Origin of the sequence: uncultured Chloroflexus sp. (genome assembly GCF_938091255.1) — a bacterium.
Taxonomy (GTDB): domain Bacteria; phylum Chloroflexota; class Chloroflexia; order Chloroflexales; family Chloroflexaceae; genus Chloroflexus.
The window spans coordinates 44734-59110 of sequence record NZ_CALLJH010000001.1 but is presented as its reverse complement, the minus strand read 5'-3'; the positions used below and the strand labels follow the sequence as shown (position 1 = coordinate 59110).

Annotated in this window: 14 protein-coding genes and 1 tRNA gene; 1 reads left to right on the top strand and 14 read right to left on the bottom strand. The window is 57.1% G+C overall.

The features are described 5' to 3' along the window. Positions 1-66: 66 nt before the first annotated feature. The 6 genes from sufB to Q1A00_RS00225 all read right to left on the bottom strand — a co-directional run bounded on the left by sufB (position 67) and on the right by Q1A00_RS00225 (position 6015). The gene (sufB, locus tag Q1A00_RS00250; RefSeq protein ID WP_298401341.1) at positions 67-1482 is read right to left on the bottom strand and encodes a Fe-S cluster assembly protein SufB; all 1416 of its coding nucleotides are present in this window, start codon (positions 1480-1482) and stop codon (positions 67-69) included. 32 nt (positions 1483-1514) lie between these two features. Continuing rightward, positions 1515-1907 (bottom strand): Fe-S cluster assembly sulfur transfer protein SufU, encoded by a 393-nt coding sequence (gene sufU, locus Q1A00_RS00245; protein WP_298401339.1) that lies wholly within the window; start codon positions 1905-1907, stop codon positions 1515-1517. Between the two features lie 19 nt (positions 1908-1926). Beyond that, positions 1927-3165 (bottom strand): cysteine desulfurase, encoded by a 1239-nt coding sequence (locus Q1A00_RS00240; RefSeq protein ID WP_299754703.1) that lies wholly within the window; start codon positions 3163-3165, stop codon positions 1927-1929. 136 nt (positions 3166-3301) lie between these two features. Then, positions 3302-4516, bottom strand: coding sequence for a Fe-S cluster assembly protein SufD (gene sufD / locus Q1A00_RS00235; RefSeq protein ID WP_298401334.1), 1215 nt, complete (start codon positions 4514-4516; stop codon positions 3302-3304). Between the two features lie 11 nt (positions 4517-4527). Then, positions 4528-5307: a Fe-S cluster assembly ATPase SufC gene (gene sufC, locus Q1A00_RS00230; RefSeq protein WP_298401332.1), complete on the bottom strand. Its 780-nt coding sequence runs from the start codon at positions 5305-5307 to the stop codon at positions 4528-4530. Between the two features lie 30 nt (positions 5308-5337). After that, the gene (locus tag Q1A00_RS00225; RefSeq protein ID WP_298401330.1) at positions 5338-6015 is read right to left on the bottom strand and encodes a crosslink repair DNA glycosylase YcaQ family protein; all 678 of its coding nucleotides are present in this window, start codon (positions 6013-6015) and stop codon (positions 5338-5340) included. Positions 6016-6288: 273 nt separating this feature from the next. Here Q1A00_RS00225 and Q1A00_RS00220 point away from each other — a divergent pair, with 273 nt between their 5' ends. Next, a complete protein-coding gene (locus Q1A00_RS00220; RefSeq protein WP_298401328.1) occupies positions 6289-6552 on the top strand; it encodes a hypothetical protein in 264 nt (87 codons plus the stop codon). Between the two features lie 336 nt (positions 6553-6888). On the opposite strand, the gene Q1A00_RS00215 is transcribed toward Q1A00_RS00220, so the two are convergent. The 8 genes from Q1A00_RS00215 to Q1A00_RS00180 form a co-directional block, all read right to left on the bottom strand. Further along, positions 6889-8100, bottom strand: a complete 1212-nt coding sequence (locus tag Q1A00_RS00215; protein WP_298401326.1) for an AAA family ATPase — start codon at positions 8098-8100, stop codon at positions 6889-6891. Positions 8101-8300: 200 nt separating this feature from the next. Beyond that, positions 8301-9149 (bottom strand): hypothetical protein, encoded by an 849-nt coding sequence (locus Q1A00_RS00210; protein WP_298401325.1) that lies wholly within the window; start codon positions 9147-9149, stop codon positions 8301-8303. Next, positions 9142-9876 (bottom strand): class I SAM-dependent methyltransferase, encoded by a 735-nt coding sequence (locus Q1A00_RS00205; protein WP_298401324.1) that lies wholly within the window; start codon positions 9874-9876, stop codon positions 9142-9144. The genes Q1A00_RS00210 and Q1A00_RS00205 overlap by 8 nt, the downstream gene beginning before the upstream one ends. Before the next feature lie 217 nt (positions 9877-10093). Beyond that, positions 10094-11242, bottom strand: a complete 1149-nt coding sequence (locus Q1A00_RS00200) for a glycosyltransferase family 4 protein (RefSeq protein WP_298401322.1) — start codon at positions 11240-11242, stop codon at positions 10094-10096. A 56-nt stretch (positions 11243-11298) separates the two neighbouring features. Next, positions 11299-11373 (bottom strand) — tRNA-Cys (locus tag Q1A00_RS00195). Positions 11374-11477: 104 nt separating this feature from the next. Further along, positions 11478-11981 carry a YbaK/EbsC family protein gene (locus tag Q1A00_RS00190; RefSeq protein ID WP_298401320.1) on the bottom strand — a complete coding sequence of 168 codons (504 nt, stop codon included), beginning with the start codon at positions 11979-11981 and terminating at the stop codon, positions 11478-11480. A 12-nt stretch (positions 11982-11993) separates the two neighbouring features. Then, positions 11994-13022, bottom strand: coding sequence for an ATP-binding protein (locus Q1A00_RS00185; protein WP_298401318.1), 1029 nt, complete (start codon positions 13020-13022; stop codon positions 11994-11996). A 159-nt stretch (positions 13023-13181) separates the two neighbouring features. Continuing rightward, a complete protein-coding gene (locus Q1A00_RS00180) occupies positions 13182-14318 on the bottom strand; it encodes a homoserine O-acetyltransferase (RefSeq protein WP_298401316.1) in 1137 nt (378 codons plus the stop codon). Positions 14319-14377: the final 59 nt, after the last annotated feature.

Sequence of the window (14377 nt, the reverse complement as noted above, 5' to 3'; positions counted from 1 at the left end):
CCGCCCAATAACAGAGCGCCCCCAACGCATGGGAGCGCTCGTATCCCTCGCATTCCACACCACGATTTAGCCGACCGAGCCTTCCATCTCAAGCTGGATCAGGCGGTTCAACTCGACCGCATACTCCATCGGCAGCTCGCGGGTGAACGGCTCCATGAAGCCAAGCACAATCATCGAGAGCGCGTCCGATTCGGAAATACCGCGACTCATCAGGTAGAAGAGCTGCTCGGCGCCGATGCGGCCAACGGTCGCCTCGTGGGCCAGCGTGCAGCGATCCTCTTCAATCTCGATGTACGGGATCGTATCCGAGGCCGACTTCTCGTCGAGGATCAGCGCGTCGCAGTTGACGTTGATCTTGGCGCCATACGCCCCCGGCGCGACTTTGGCCAGACCGCGGTAGGTGGTCTTGCCGCCGTCTTTGCTCACCGACTTGTTGGTGATGCGCGAGGTCGTTTCTGGCGCGAGATGCACCATCTTGGCGCCGGCATCTTGGTGCTGGCCGCGACCGGCATACGCTACCGAGAGCACCTCGCCGCGCGCTTTGCGGCCCATCAGGTAGACCGACGGGTACTTCATGGTCAGCTTCGAGCCAATATTGCCGTCCACCCACTCCATGCTGGCCTCTTCGTAAGCCACCGCCCGCTTGGTGACCAGATTGAAGATGTTGTTGGCCCAGTTCTGGATAGTGGTGTAGCGGAACTTGCCGCCTTTCTTGACAATCACCTCGACCACCGCCGAGTGAAGCGAGTTGGTGCTATAGATCGGCGCAGTGCAACCCTCGATGTAGTGGGCCTCGGCCCCTTCGTCAATGATGATCAGCGTGCGCTCGAACTGGCCCATGCGCTCGGCGTTGATGCGGAAGTAGGCTTGCAGCGGAATATCGACCTTGACCCCCTTCGGCACGTAAACGAACGAGCCACCCGACCAGACTGCGGTGTTGAGCGCGGCATACTTATTATCAGCCGCCGGCACGATAGTGCCGAAATACTCCTTGAAGAACTCAGGGTACTCCTTCAGCGCGGTGTCGGTATCGAGAAAGATCACGCCTTGCTTAGCCCACTCTTCGCGCAGCGAGTGGTAAACGACTTCCGACTCATATTGCGCGCCGACGCCGGCGAGGAACTTACGCTCGGCTTCGGGAATGCCCAGCCGCTCGAAGGTGTTCTTGATCTCCGGCGGCACCGCATCCCAGTCAGTCTGCGGGCGCTCGTTAGCGCGCACGAAGTAGTGAATGTCATCGTAATTCAGCTCGGCCAGTTCCGGATTGGCCCACGTGCCCACCAGCGGCGTCGGCTTCTTGTTGAAAATCTCGAGCGCGCGCAGCCGCCGCTTCAACATCCACTCCGGCTCGCCCTTCATGCCGGAAAGTTCGCGCACAATGCGCTCGTTCAAACCTTTGGGCGCTTTATAAACATAGCGCTCTTCCTGTCGGAAGCCATAGCGCGAGTAGTCAAATTGCAAGTTAACCGCTTCAGCGACCACTGTGCTTCTCCTTTACTAGATAATCGACGCCACTATATGTCTTCATCCTCCTGACCCACTCCATACAGACCAGCCTTAAGTGCTTTCAGCGAGAGAAGTGCGCACTTGAGCCGACTTGGATTGTGGGCCAGTGGTATACCGATAAGGTCAAGCAGATCATCCTTACTAAAGTGCTTCGCTTCCTCGACCGATTTGCCCTTAATTACCTCGGTAAGGAGCGAGGCGCTGGCTTGGCTAATTGCGCAGCCACGTCCGGTAAAACGGACATCGGTAATCACGTCGTCGGCGATAGCCAGTTCGAGCCGGATCTGATCACCGCAGAGCGGATTGCGCTCTTCGCGGACAACGGTTGGCACCGGCAGATGACCAAAGTTGCGCGGATGACGGGCATGTTCGAGGATTTGTTCACGGTAAATGTCTTCCATAACCGTATCTCGCTAAACCCTAGGCGAAAATCTGACGTGCTTTATGTAAACCAACAACCAAACGGTCAATCTCTTCGGGCAAATTGTAGAGATAGAAGCTAGCCCGCGTCGTCGCGAGTACCCCTAGCTCTCGATGCAGCGGCTGTGTACAGTGATGACCAGCCCGTACCGCCACTCCTTCTTGGTCAAGAATAGCCGCCACGTCGTGCGGATGTACCCCTTCAAGCGAGAAACTCACCGCACCACCGCGATCCGGCCCGGCTGGTGGGCCATAGACGGTCAGACCCGGCACCTCAGCCAATCGCTCCAGCGCATACGCCGTTAACTCCTGCTCGTGGTGATGGATGGCCGCCAACCCCACCTCTTGTAAATAATCAGCTGCTTCGCCGAGCGCAATCGCCTCGCCAATTGCTGGCGTTCCTGCCTCGAAGCGGGCCGGCACCGCAGCAAAGGTGCTGTGATCCAGCTCCACCAGATCGATCATTGAACCACCGCCGAGAAAGGGAGGCATTGCGTTAAGCAGCTCACGCCGCCCCCACAGCACACCAATGCCGGTCGGACCACACATCTTATGGCCACTGAACGCCAGAAAATCGACTCCAAGCGCCTGCACATCAATCGGCATATGGGGCACGCTTTGCGCCCCATCGAGCAACACCCGCGCACCGACTGCACGCGCTCGCGCTACGATCGGCTCGACCGGGTTGATCGTACCGAAGACGTTCGATTGATGGGTGAAGGCAACCATTTTCACTCGCTCATCGAGCAGGCGGTCGAGATCGTCAAGCACAAGCCGACCTTGACCGTCAAACGGCAGATAGATCAGTTCGGCACCGGTGCGCTGAGCCAACAACTGCCACGGCACAATGTTGGAATGGTGTTCCATCATCGTCAGCAGAATGCGATCGCCGGCCCGAACGTTAGCGCTGCCCCACGAATAGGCAACCAGATTGATCGCCTCGGTGGTGTTGCGCACAAAGATCACTTCACGCTGGCTCGGCGCATTGATCAAGCGGGCTAACTTGCCGCGTGCGCGCTCGTAGGCAAAGGTCGCTTCCTCGCTCAGGCGATAGACACCACGGTGAACGTTGGCATTGTAGCGTCGATAGTAATGCTCTAACGCCTCGATCACACGTTGCGGCTTCTGCGACGACGCTGCACTATCAAGAAAGGCGAGCGGTTTACCATGAACTTCTTGATGAAGAATGGGAAACTCACGCCGCAGCGCAATTACATCAAACTGTGATAATGTCGCCATAGCTATACCCTAATCTGATCGCCAATGAGTTTTTGGCGTCAGCTTTCAATGGCGAAGCGTGCTCTCACGCACTGCACAGCGAACTACGTGGTGCTTGCCTCAGAGCAGCGAACCACTCAAAGGCAAGCGCCACCGCTTAAATCTTGGCAGCGATCTCAGCCGTCAACTCTGCCCGTAGCTCCTCAAGTGGCACTGTTTCAAGCGCTGGCTCGAAGAAGCCCATCACAATCATCCGCTGCGCTTCTGCGCGTGGAATGCCGCGGGTCTGCATATAGAAGAGCTGCTCTTGATCGATGTCGCCGCTGGTCGAGGCATGCCCGCCCTTTAGCACATCATTCGTGCTAATCATGAGGCCGGGGATACTATCGTTACGCGCCTTCGGGCTAAGGTGAAGGGCGTGCTCTTCCAACCGTGTGCTCGTCGCCGCCGACTCGTGCTCGATTTTGATCATGCCATCGAACACGCTATACGCCGTATCGTTCACCACCGTCTTAAACTGCATGAAGCTCTCGCAATGGTGGCCAACGTGGCGCATCCACGGTGCAATCACTAGATGCTGGGTGTCAGCGGCAAAGGTCGCACCAAGCCAATTGAGACGTGAACCATTTCCTACTAAGGTCGTTTCAGCCTCAATATGCTGTACTTGCCCGCCAAGCTGGATCGAGGTCCATTCGAGATGAGCATCGCGGGCAAGGATCGCGCGCTGGCCGCCAATATGGTATACGCCGTTGCCCCAATGCTGAATACTTACGAACCGCACACTCGCACCATCACCGACAAAGATCTCGGTAATCGGGCCGGCAAACGATCCGGAGCGCACGTCAGGCGAGGTAAACTCCTCAATCAAGGTCACGCTGGCTTGCGGCTCAACGATCACCAGTGTACGCGGAAAGATCGCCACACCATCGGCAGCGAGGGTGTAGATCAAGCGCAGCGGCACCTCAATCGCCACACCTTTGGGCACATAGAGCAATGCCCCATCTTGCCAGAGCGCCGCCCGCAGCGCGCTAAATTTATGCTTCAACGGCTCAACCGCCGTATCAATGTATTTCTGGATCAGCACCTCGTGGGTGTGCAGCGCCGCCGCCAGCGTTGTAAAGACGACACCTTGCGCCGCCAGCGCCGGATCCCACTGGATCGCAGTCGCATGCACACCATCGGATGGCGCGATGGTGGTCGGATCGAGTTTACTGAGGTCGGTGCGACGCCATTCGGGCGGAGTCATCTGGGCAAACGCCGTCCAAGCTTCGCGCCGCCGTTCGGTCAGCCATATCGGCTCGCCGGCTGCTTGCGAGCGAGCCACGACCATCTCGGCGCTGATCTCGTTCAGGGTTGGCAATGTCGTTGTCATGCGCATCTCCCTTAAGCCGCACCGGTCAGCTCCTCGCGGAGCCAGTCGTAACCCCTCTCCTCCAGCTCAAGCGCCAATTCGGGGCCGCCCTCACGGACGATACGGCCCTCCATCATCACCGACACCACATCGGGCTTGATGTAGTTAAGCAGGCGCTGGTAGTGGGTAATCACCAACACACCCATATCGGGGCCGGCCAAGCGGTTGACGCCATTGGCCACAATTCGTAGCGCGTCAATGTCAAGGCCCGAATCGGTCTCATCGAGCACCGCCATCGATGGCTTGAGTAATAGCATCTGCAAAATTTCGAGCCGCTTCTTCTCGCCGCCGCTGAAACCGTCGTTCAAGTAACGACGGGCAAAGCTCTCGTCCATATCGAGGATATTGAGACCTTCGCGCAGCAATTTGCGGAACTCAGATGCCGGAATCGCCGTCTCCTTCGGGTCTTTGCCCTCTTCGGCGCGGTGCGCATTAATAGCCGAACGCAAAAAATTCGCCACCGTCACCCCCGGCACTGACACCGGGTACTGGAAGGCAAGGAAAACACCTAGCCGGCTGCGCTCATCTGGCTCCAGCTCCAGCAGATTGTGGCCCTTGTACCAAATCTCACCACCGGTCACTTCATACGAAGGATGGCCGGCAATGATATACGACAACGTGCTCTTACCGCTGCCGTTCGGGCCCATAATCGCGTGAATGGTGCCTTGCCGCACCGTCAAATTGACACCGCGCAGAATCTCTTTGTCACCGATCCGCGCATACAGATCTTTGATGATCAGATCGTTGCTCATGTGCTCCTCATTAAACAAAGCAGAATAAACCTAAACCTTAGCATCAGAGTCAGCAACCGATGGCGCTACCGTGAGCGGAATATCGTTTGGACGCAAGACAAAGCGGCAATTGTGCGCCCCCGCCCGAATGGTATCTTCGAGCACGAGCTTTTCACCAAGCACGTACTCGATCATACGCCGCTCCATCGAGCAGACTTCAGGATGATCGGCTGCCACATCGTAGAACGGACAGGCGAATAGGCGCAACACATCGCCCTCGGGATTAATCTCAGCCGGCACACCACGCTGTTCTAGCAGTACACGCAACTCGTTAAGGCGAGCTGCGACATCGGCACCAGCCATTCGGTCGGCATACTCGCTCGCCAACCGCTGACTGACCCGATCGAGCAATTGCTCAACCTTGCCCTCACCCTCTAACTCGATCAACTCGCGTAGGAGGCTGCTGATCAAGCGATCGTACTGCTTGGGGAACGACTTTTGCGCCTTCTCAGACAGAGAATACACTAATCGCGGACGGCCCGGCCCATTGCGCTCGCTCGTCACCTCAACCATATCTTCGGCTTGCAGATGCACAAGATGGTCGCGTACCGCCGTTGTGCTGACACCGAGCAAGTCGGCCAGCTCTTTGACAGTCGCCCGCGCATGACGCTGTAAGTAGCGCAAGATAATACCGGCTGGACTATCGGACGGATAACGTGAGATTTCCATAGTCGCACTACTCCGAACTACTATGGTATAGTCTACCAGCATTTCAAGCTATTGTCAATAAAAAAGCCAAAAACTTTTTTAATTCCGGCAAGGGTGGGAAAGTACGCCATCACCTCCGGGTTGTCATCCTCGTTGCAAGATGTGTAATTTTGTAATTGACATTACGTGAAATTGGTACTACACTGCTCATGTGCCCGGCAGACCGGGGCACAGCGGCAGCGACGGAGGCCGGCGCCACGGCCACCCGCCGCGTAACATCAAAAGGAGCATCGTATGCGTTGGGAGTACAAAGTCGTGTTTGTCGAGGCGTGGCAGCGCGTCTCAGTCGAAGGCCAAGAGAGCTATCCCGAAGCGGGTGAACGCAACACCGGCTTTGCTCGTCGCTTCCTCAATAAGTTAGGCGCTGACGGTTGGGAAGTGTGCGGTGTGCAAGCAGTGATGCCGGGCCGCAGTTATCTCATACTCAAGCGCCCTTTGGCTGATGGATCCGAACCCGATCTCTCGGTTGCGCGCCGGCCCAACCCGAACGCGCCGTAAACAGACGCAAACAAGGTAAAGACGCCGAGGAATGTTCGCGCAAAGGCGCTAAGACGCGAAGGTTTTTGGGGATGCGCTCTAGCTAACACGGTGGTTTTCTTTCTGCCCCCTTTGCGCTGACAAGGGGGTTAACCCAAAGAGTACGATAGGATGTTCAGATACAGTCGCCAGTACGCTCAACAACCCTCCCCTACAAAACCCGTTGTGACCTTCGCGTCCTCGGCGTTTCAGGTTGCCGGCTTGGTAAAAGGCCGGTAACCTTCCCTACAAAACCCGTTGCGTCCTTCGCGTCCTCGGCGTCTTTGCGTTAACCAGCCTTAGCGTTTTGTGCGTCTATTACCTTCCATCACGCAGGTCGCGGCGCGGCGTAGCACGCGGGCCACGGGTAGTAAAGAGACCGCCTTCTGCCGCGTTACTCCGCTCGTGGGTAAGGCTAATACTCGGCGGCTGCGGCCCATCGCTCTGGCCGACCGCCAACCGCTGCAACTCATGCTGGCGCAACTCCTCAGCCCGCTCGATCAATTCCGGCGCTTCATCGTAGTAGAATTGCAACGCTTGGCCGTGCTGATCAACCCCGGTGTAGCGCAATTCAATCATGCTGCCGGGAGGAATGCCGCCCGAAGCCAGCAAATCGGCCAGCGGCGCTTCGATGTCTTTTAGAATACGTTGGCGCAATGGCCGCGCACCGAACCGCGAGTCAAACCCCTTGTTCAGCAGGTACTCTTTGGCGGCTGGCGTGACGCGCAACTGCACCGCGTACCGTAAATACTGCTGATTGCACTCGGCAATCATGCGATCAAACACTTGGCTGAGCGTTTCTGCCGAAAGCGGGCGAAAGGCGATGATTTCATCAAGCCGGTTGATCCACTCTGGCTGAAACACCTTCTGCAAGGCTTCAAACCCGATCTGATAGATCTCGCGACCGGTGGCTTCAACATCTTTATGCGGCGTGCGAAACCCAATCGTGCGCCGGTCAAGAAAGTCAACCATCTCTTTCGCGCCGACATTGGTGGTGAAAATCACGATACTATTCTGAAAGCTCACCCGTCGCCCACCGTTGAGCAGCAGGATTTCGCCATCTTCCATCACTTGCAAGAGCAGATTCCAGAGTTCAGGCTGCCCCTTCTCAATTTCATCAAATAACACTACACTGTTTTCTTGCTCGATAATGTCAGGGTTGAGCAATGGTTTCTGGTCACGCCCGACATAGCTCGGCGGCGCACCAACCAAGGCGCTCACCTCGTGCCCTTGGCTAAAGAGCGAACAGTCAATTTTGAGAAAGGCACTGCCATCAGGACGGAGCAATTCGGCCAAGGCACGCGCGGTGGCCGTCTTGCCAACACCGGTAGGGCCGAGAAAGAGGAGAGTAGCGCGTGGACGGCGGGTATTACCGGCTGAAAAGCCGAATCGTGAGCGATTAAGCACTCGAATCACACTCTCGATCGCTCGCTCTTGACCAAAGATCTGTTCGCGCAACCGGTGCTCGACCATATCGAGCGGGTTTTTGTCACCGCGCACCGCTAACTTCATTTGGCCTTCGTTCGCCATAACGCCTCCCCTGCCAGCCACCGGCAACTATTCTGCCATTGCCTCAGCGCCGGGTGAAGCGCCACTATGCTGCATCATGATGTGGAGATGTGCGCCTTGCCACCCGCCCTTCATTCATTGGACACCCACAAGCTTAGGATGCCTTAACCTTTATTGTACCACTGCCAGATAGCCTGTCCATACGGTTAAGAAAACTGTCATCAGCGTAACCACGCTAAGGCGGTTGTCACGACGATAATCGAGTAAAACAGCAGCGCTAACGGGAATCCGCCGAGCAAAATGATAAAGCCGATGTACGGCAACGATCCACAAGCATACGCCACACTAACGACGATCATCAGCATGCGACCACGCTTTCGCCCGGTCGCCCAATCGATGACGCGCGAAAGGGCATTACCGGTCATGGGACCGAGCAAAAATGCGACGATGAAACCGAAGAAACCGGCCCAGCCAATCACTACCCCCGCAGCTAGCGTTACTACTAGTGCGTAAATGAGCGCAACGACCCCAGCCGCTAACAACTGCGGCGGCTCAACTTGATAATTGACTGGCGTGCGCTCGCGGGCACATTCGGGGCAAATTTGCCCGACCGGCGTTGCCCGCGCACATTCCGGACAGATCGGACGCCCGCAACTGATACAGCGCAACCCCGTCTCGCGCTGCGGATGGCGGTAGCAAAATAATGTCTCGGTTGCTGGCTCAACGTGGGGCGCCGGAGCTTCTTCAACAGTGATCGGTTCCTCGCGTTCGCGCACTTGCACTCCCGTCGGCGCAAGTAATTCGCCAGCGGCCAACCGTGCCTCGACGTGTTCGAGTGTGGCTCGCGCTTCACTGTTCTCTGGATCAACCGCCAAGGCGCGCAGCAGATATTCGCGCTTGTCGCGGTACGGTCGCACTGCGGCGGCCATCCCGAGCAAGGCTTCAACGTGATTTGGGTCTATCTCAAGTGCTTCACGAAACCGCAAGCGCGCCGTCACCGTATCGCCGGCAATGAACGCTGCTCTGCCAGCAGCAGTCAACTCGGCCGCGGTTATGGTTGACTCAGTCATAACGCCTCCGCAAAATGAAAAAGTAGTAGGGAGCATCGTCTGGCGCCGGCGCTTCATAAATCCGACGCAATATCGGCTCCCAGAGAAGGTTCGGTGTAAAAGGCGGCGCAAGCAACCACCGTCCGGTTAACCTGCGGGTGAGCAGACTCGGCGCACCGTAGTAATGGCTGAAATCAAACAGCTTGAGCGCCGTATCACTCAAATATGGTCGGCAAACCTCAACCACAAATCCGGCTCGCTCAAATCGTTCAGCCCACTCTGCTCGGCTCAAGGTGTTGTAGTGGTAAGAAATACGGTTAAACCACTGCCCATACCGACTACCATCAAGGCCGAGCCGGTTAAGGAACCACGTTCCCAGCAGCTCGCGAGGAAACTGATCGCCTACTACCGACGCCACAAACAGCCCACCCGGACGCACCACGCGCGCTACTTCGCGCAAGGCCTGATCGAGGGGTTTGACATGTTCAAGCACACAGTTCGATATCGCCGTCGCAAATGATCCATCGGGAAAAGGCAGTGCTGCGCCGTCAGCAACGCAGAGACCGGTATAGACGCCGCGCCGGGCCGCTTCATGCGTATCACTTACCCGCGGATCAATCCCAACAATCTGCTTACCCGGCAAGGCAATCTGCACGAACGTGCCATCACCAGACCCGATGTCGATGATCGGCTCGGGCAGATCAGGGGCCAACTCAGCAAAAAGGCGTGCTTCAATCGAGCGAATCATGGCTCGATGAATCGGTAATGTCAGCAGATGTGGTCGTAAGTAGTCAGGCATAGGTGGACGTTGACCTCGGTGCGCCCCCCGAATCGGGGAATTATACTTACTCATTTGTTATTAGACACGATGACAGCCTATAGGGCGAACACCCCTAGGCGCATCATCATCGCACATCGCGCTGATCGCTTTTTTGACTTACCGCTCTCATTGTACCGCGTTCACGCTATTCAGTGACGCCTAAGCTACGAAACAAACGCTCATACTCATCAACCGTGCGTTCGGTGCTGAACAGCGCCGCGACGGCTTCCCGTGGCCGAACATATTGCTCGCGATGAGCGATAATCTCAAGAATAGCCTCAGCCAATGCCACGGCGTCACCAATCGGAACCACCTTCCCCATCCCGGTAAGCAACGGCGGCTGACGTACACCCGGCAAATTGCTGGCAACCGTCGGTGTACCGCATAACATTGCCTCAACCTGTACTAGTCCGAACGTCTCGGTCGAATTGAGCGATGGCACTACTAAGACATCGAGATTGGGGAAGAAGGCGGCCATCTCAGTCGGGTTCAGCGTGCCGAGGAATGTCCAATGGTCGCGAAACCGCTCAAACAAAGGTGCCAAACGAAGGGCATACGCTTCCTCACCTAGCACCTGCTGATATTGACCGGCGAAGAGAACACGTGCTGTCGGGTAGACGGCGAGAATGCGCGGCAAGGCTTCTAATAACACCTCCACCCCCTTCTCGGCTGCCAACCGCGCAGCCATGCCGATCACCGGCCCGTGTAGATTCCAGCGCCGCCGAAACGCAGCAATCTCGGCTTCGGATACATCAACTACCTCAACCGGTGGTGGGATAATCGTTACCTTGTGACGCCACCGCCGTAGGTAGGGCGAATGATCGGCAAAATCTTGGGTATAGGCAACGATCCGCGTCGCCAACGCCGCCGCCGCCTGATTAGCTGTATCTACAACCCGATTCGCCACCCGATTGAGCATACCCGGCGGCAGTTTAAGATCGCTATGGTAAGTCAGCACCACCGGCTGCTTGAGCAATTTGCCGCGCAGTGCCAACCCCGGCGCATCAAACTGTGGCAAATGCAGACTCATAGCATCATGTTCGAGTGAAAGGCGCGTGGCTAACCAACCAAACGTGGGCATCAGCACGCCTTTACTTATTCGGGCCAGCACCGGCGCACGCACCACGCGCACACCATCGCGCAGTTCAACCTTTGGCAAACTCGGATCGTACTGCGAGGTAAGTACAGTCACCCGATGCCCACGCCGCGCTAAGCCACGGGCTAATCGTTCAACATAGATGGTCAAACCACTTGTGTACGGACGATAGTAGGTCAGTGCGCAGAGAATTCGCATACGATCTCGTGAAATAAAGAACGAGAGGCAATCAACCTCTCGTTCGTAGACGCCTCTGGAGGCGACGGCGGGAATCGAACCCGCGAATGGCGGTTTTGCAGACCGCTGCATTACCACTTTGCTACGTCGCCATCGCTCCTTATTGTAGCATAGGCAGGCTTACCTCGCAACTTGTACGAAATCGTGGTGAACTCCCGTGCAACCCCTCGAAACTTGCTTCTAACAACCTTCACCCCTACTTCGTGGTTGAGCTTGCCGCCTCTACAGATCGCACTGCAATTGCCCCTACCACTGCCCCTACCACCCGCACCAAATCGGTCGGTGCTAATCCAATCATCACCCCGCGTTGGCCAGCATTGACATAGATGATCGGATGCGCCAGCGCCGACTCATCAAGGTATGACGGCCACCGTTTCGCCGTCAACGCCAGCGCACCAATGCCACCGACCCGCAGGCCAGTCAGACGTTCAGCTTCAGCGTGTGGCGCCATCTCGCATCGTTTGACTCCGGCTAATGTTGCAAGCCGTTTGAGATCAAGCTGACAATCAGCCGGCACCATCGCCAAGGCTGGTCGCACGCCGGCGCCGAGCACTACTAACGTCTTGCAGACTTGCGCCGCTGGGACGCCAATTGCCGCCGCTACCGCCACTGCGTCCGGCGCTGCTGGATCGTACTCGTGAATGGTATACGTGATGCGCTGGCGATCGAGCAGGCGCATCGAATTGAGTTTATCTGCCATAGAGATGTTTGATCACCGTTCATTGACAGCTATCGCTAACGGTACGCGAGCGGGAACGAGCGGGATGGTCACCAAAAACGTTGACCCTTTACCGGGCTGGCTCGTTGCTGCAATCGAACCACCCATTACCATGCACAACCGCTGGGCTATCGCTAAACCTATCCCAGCGCCGCTGTGGCGTTGGGTTAACGCTTCGTCAAAGCGGACGAACGGCTCAAACAGTACCTCGAGCTGTTCGCGACTCATGCCAATGCCGGTATCGCTCACACTGAGTCGCAGCACTGCCGGCCCCTCCCCATCATCACAGATTGCTACAGCCAATTTGATCTCACCTTGGCGAGTAAACTTCACCGCATTTTGCAAGAGGTGCAACAAAATCTGGCGCACCTTAGCGCGATCAACCTCGATGATCGTCGCCGGATCAACTGCCAGATCGATCGACAGCCGGTTGCTATGCGCATTCGCCCACGGCGCAATCGCAGTTTGCACTTCGTCGATGAGCAACCCCAGCGGCCAGCGTTCTCGACTCACCACCACATCGCCGGCCTCGAGCCGGGCAAGATCAAGCACATCATTAATCAGGCTCAGCAACTGTCCGGCTGATTCTCTGATGCGTCGGAGGCGAGTGATCGCAAGCTCCGGGCTTAGTGCGCCTTCCTGTGCGTCTTCGTGCAATAATTCGCTGTAGCCGATGATGGTATTGAGCGGTGTGCGCAACTCGTGGCTCATATTAGCCAAGAATGCGCTTTTGGCTCGCATCGCCACTGTCGCCGCAACGCGAGCTTCAGCCAATTCACGCTCAAGGGCGACAAGATGGCGTTGCAGTTCGGCCCGCTGCGTGCGCTCACGCCAGCTATACCACCCTAACGCTACGCTCATCCCGCCAAGCCCAGCCAAGGCCGCGAAACACCAGCCGCTGCCAAATGCCAAGGCGAGCACTGCTGAGGCAACCCACACGCCCAATAACAACAGAGCCACCCGCTGCCAGCTTGCCGATGGCAACCATAACCATTGCTTAAGCCACAATCCAGCGTGCTTCAATGAATCCTCACCCACTGGCACGGAAAGGCATCTATCTCTAGAGATCACTGTTATCTTACCGCAAACCAGTGTGGAGGTAAACAGCTTCGTGCAACTGGCGCATACACTGTGCTGCGCTTACTGAAGGCTGCAAAACTGACTTCTTATGCATTCCTCCTGCTATTCAGCCGCCAACCGATCAAGGAAATCACGGATCAATACACTCTGCACGTCAAGGTCAGTCAGAAAAGCGTCGTGACCGGCATCAGTAGCAATCAAGTGCGTGGTAAACGAACGGCCCACCGCTTGGGCTGCCGCCTCCATCTGATAGGTCTCGCTCGGCGGGTAAAGCCAGTCACTGCTGTAGGCCAAGCCAAGGAACCGCGCCCGCGCTTGATCAAAGGCCGCCGCCAGCGAACCGTAACGCGCCGCTAGATCCCAACTGTCCATGGCGCGGGTGATGATAAGGTAGGAATTGGCATCAAACCGATCGTTGAAGCGGGCCGCTTGATGTTCGAGATAGTGTTCAATCGCAAAGTGCGGCCCAAGATCGAGCGTACCGGGATCACCACGCCGACCAAAGCGTTGCTCCAGCTTCTCTTCGCACAGATAGGTGATATGGCCAAGCATACGCGCCACTGCCAGACCGTCGCGCGGCGGTTCGCCATCGTAATAGTCGCCGCCTTGCCAGCGTGGATCAGCCATAATCGCGCGCCGGCCAATGTAATTCCACGCCACTGTTTGCGCACTTGAGCGAGCGCTAGTTGCTAGCAGGATCGCTCCGCGCACCCGTTGCGGATATTCCACTGCCCATGCTAACGCTTGAAACCCGCCCATTGAACCACCGGCCACCGCCAGCAATGTCTCGATGCCCAACGCATCGATGAGACGCCGCTGAGCATGCACCATATCTTCAATCGTGATGATGGGAAAGCGCGATCCGTAAGGCTTACCATCAGCCGGGTGTGGGCTTGAGGGACCGGTTGAACCACGACAACCGCCGATCACGTTTGAGCAGATGACAAAATAGCGGTTGGTGTCGAATGCGCGTCCCGGCCCGATCATTCCGTCCCACCAGCCCGGTTTACGGTCAGCGGGGCTATGGTAGCCGGCAGCGTGCGCATCACCTGACAAGGCGTGGAGGATCAAGATCGCATTCGAGCGATCAGGGGCTAGCTCACCGTATGTCTCGTAAGCCAGCGTCAACGGTGCCAGCGTTGCACCACTCACCAACGTCAGCGGTGTTGTCCAATGCATGCGCTGGGTGCGCACATAGCCAACCCCCTCTGGGGTTGGCGCATGAACGAAAGCTTCCATCAACATCTTCTCCTGACTGCAAGGAAGCCGGGCAGCCGGCAACAGCGGCGACACCGTTG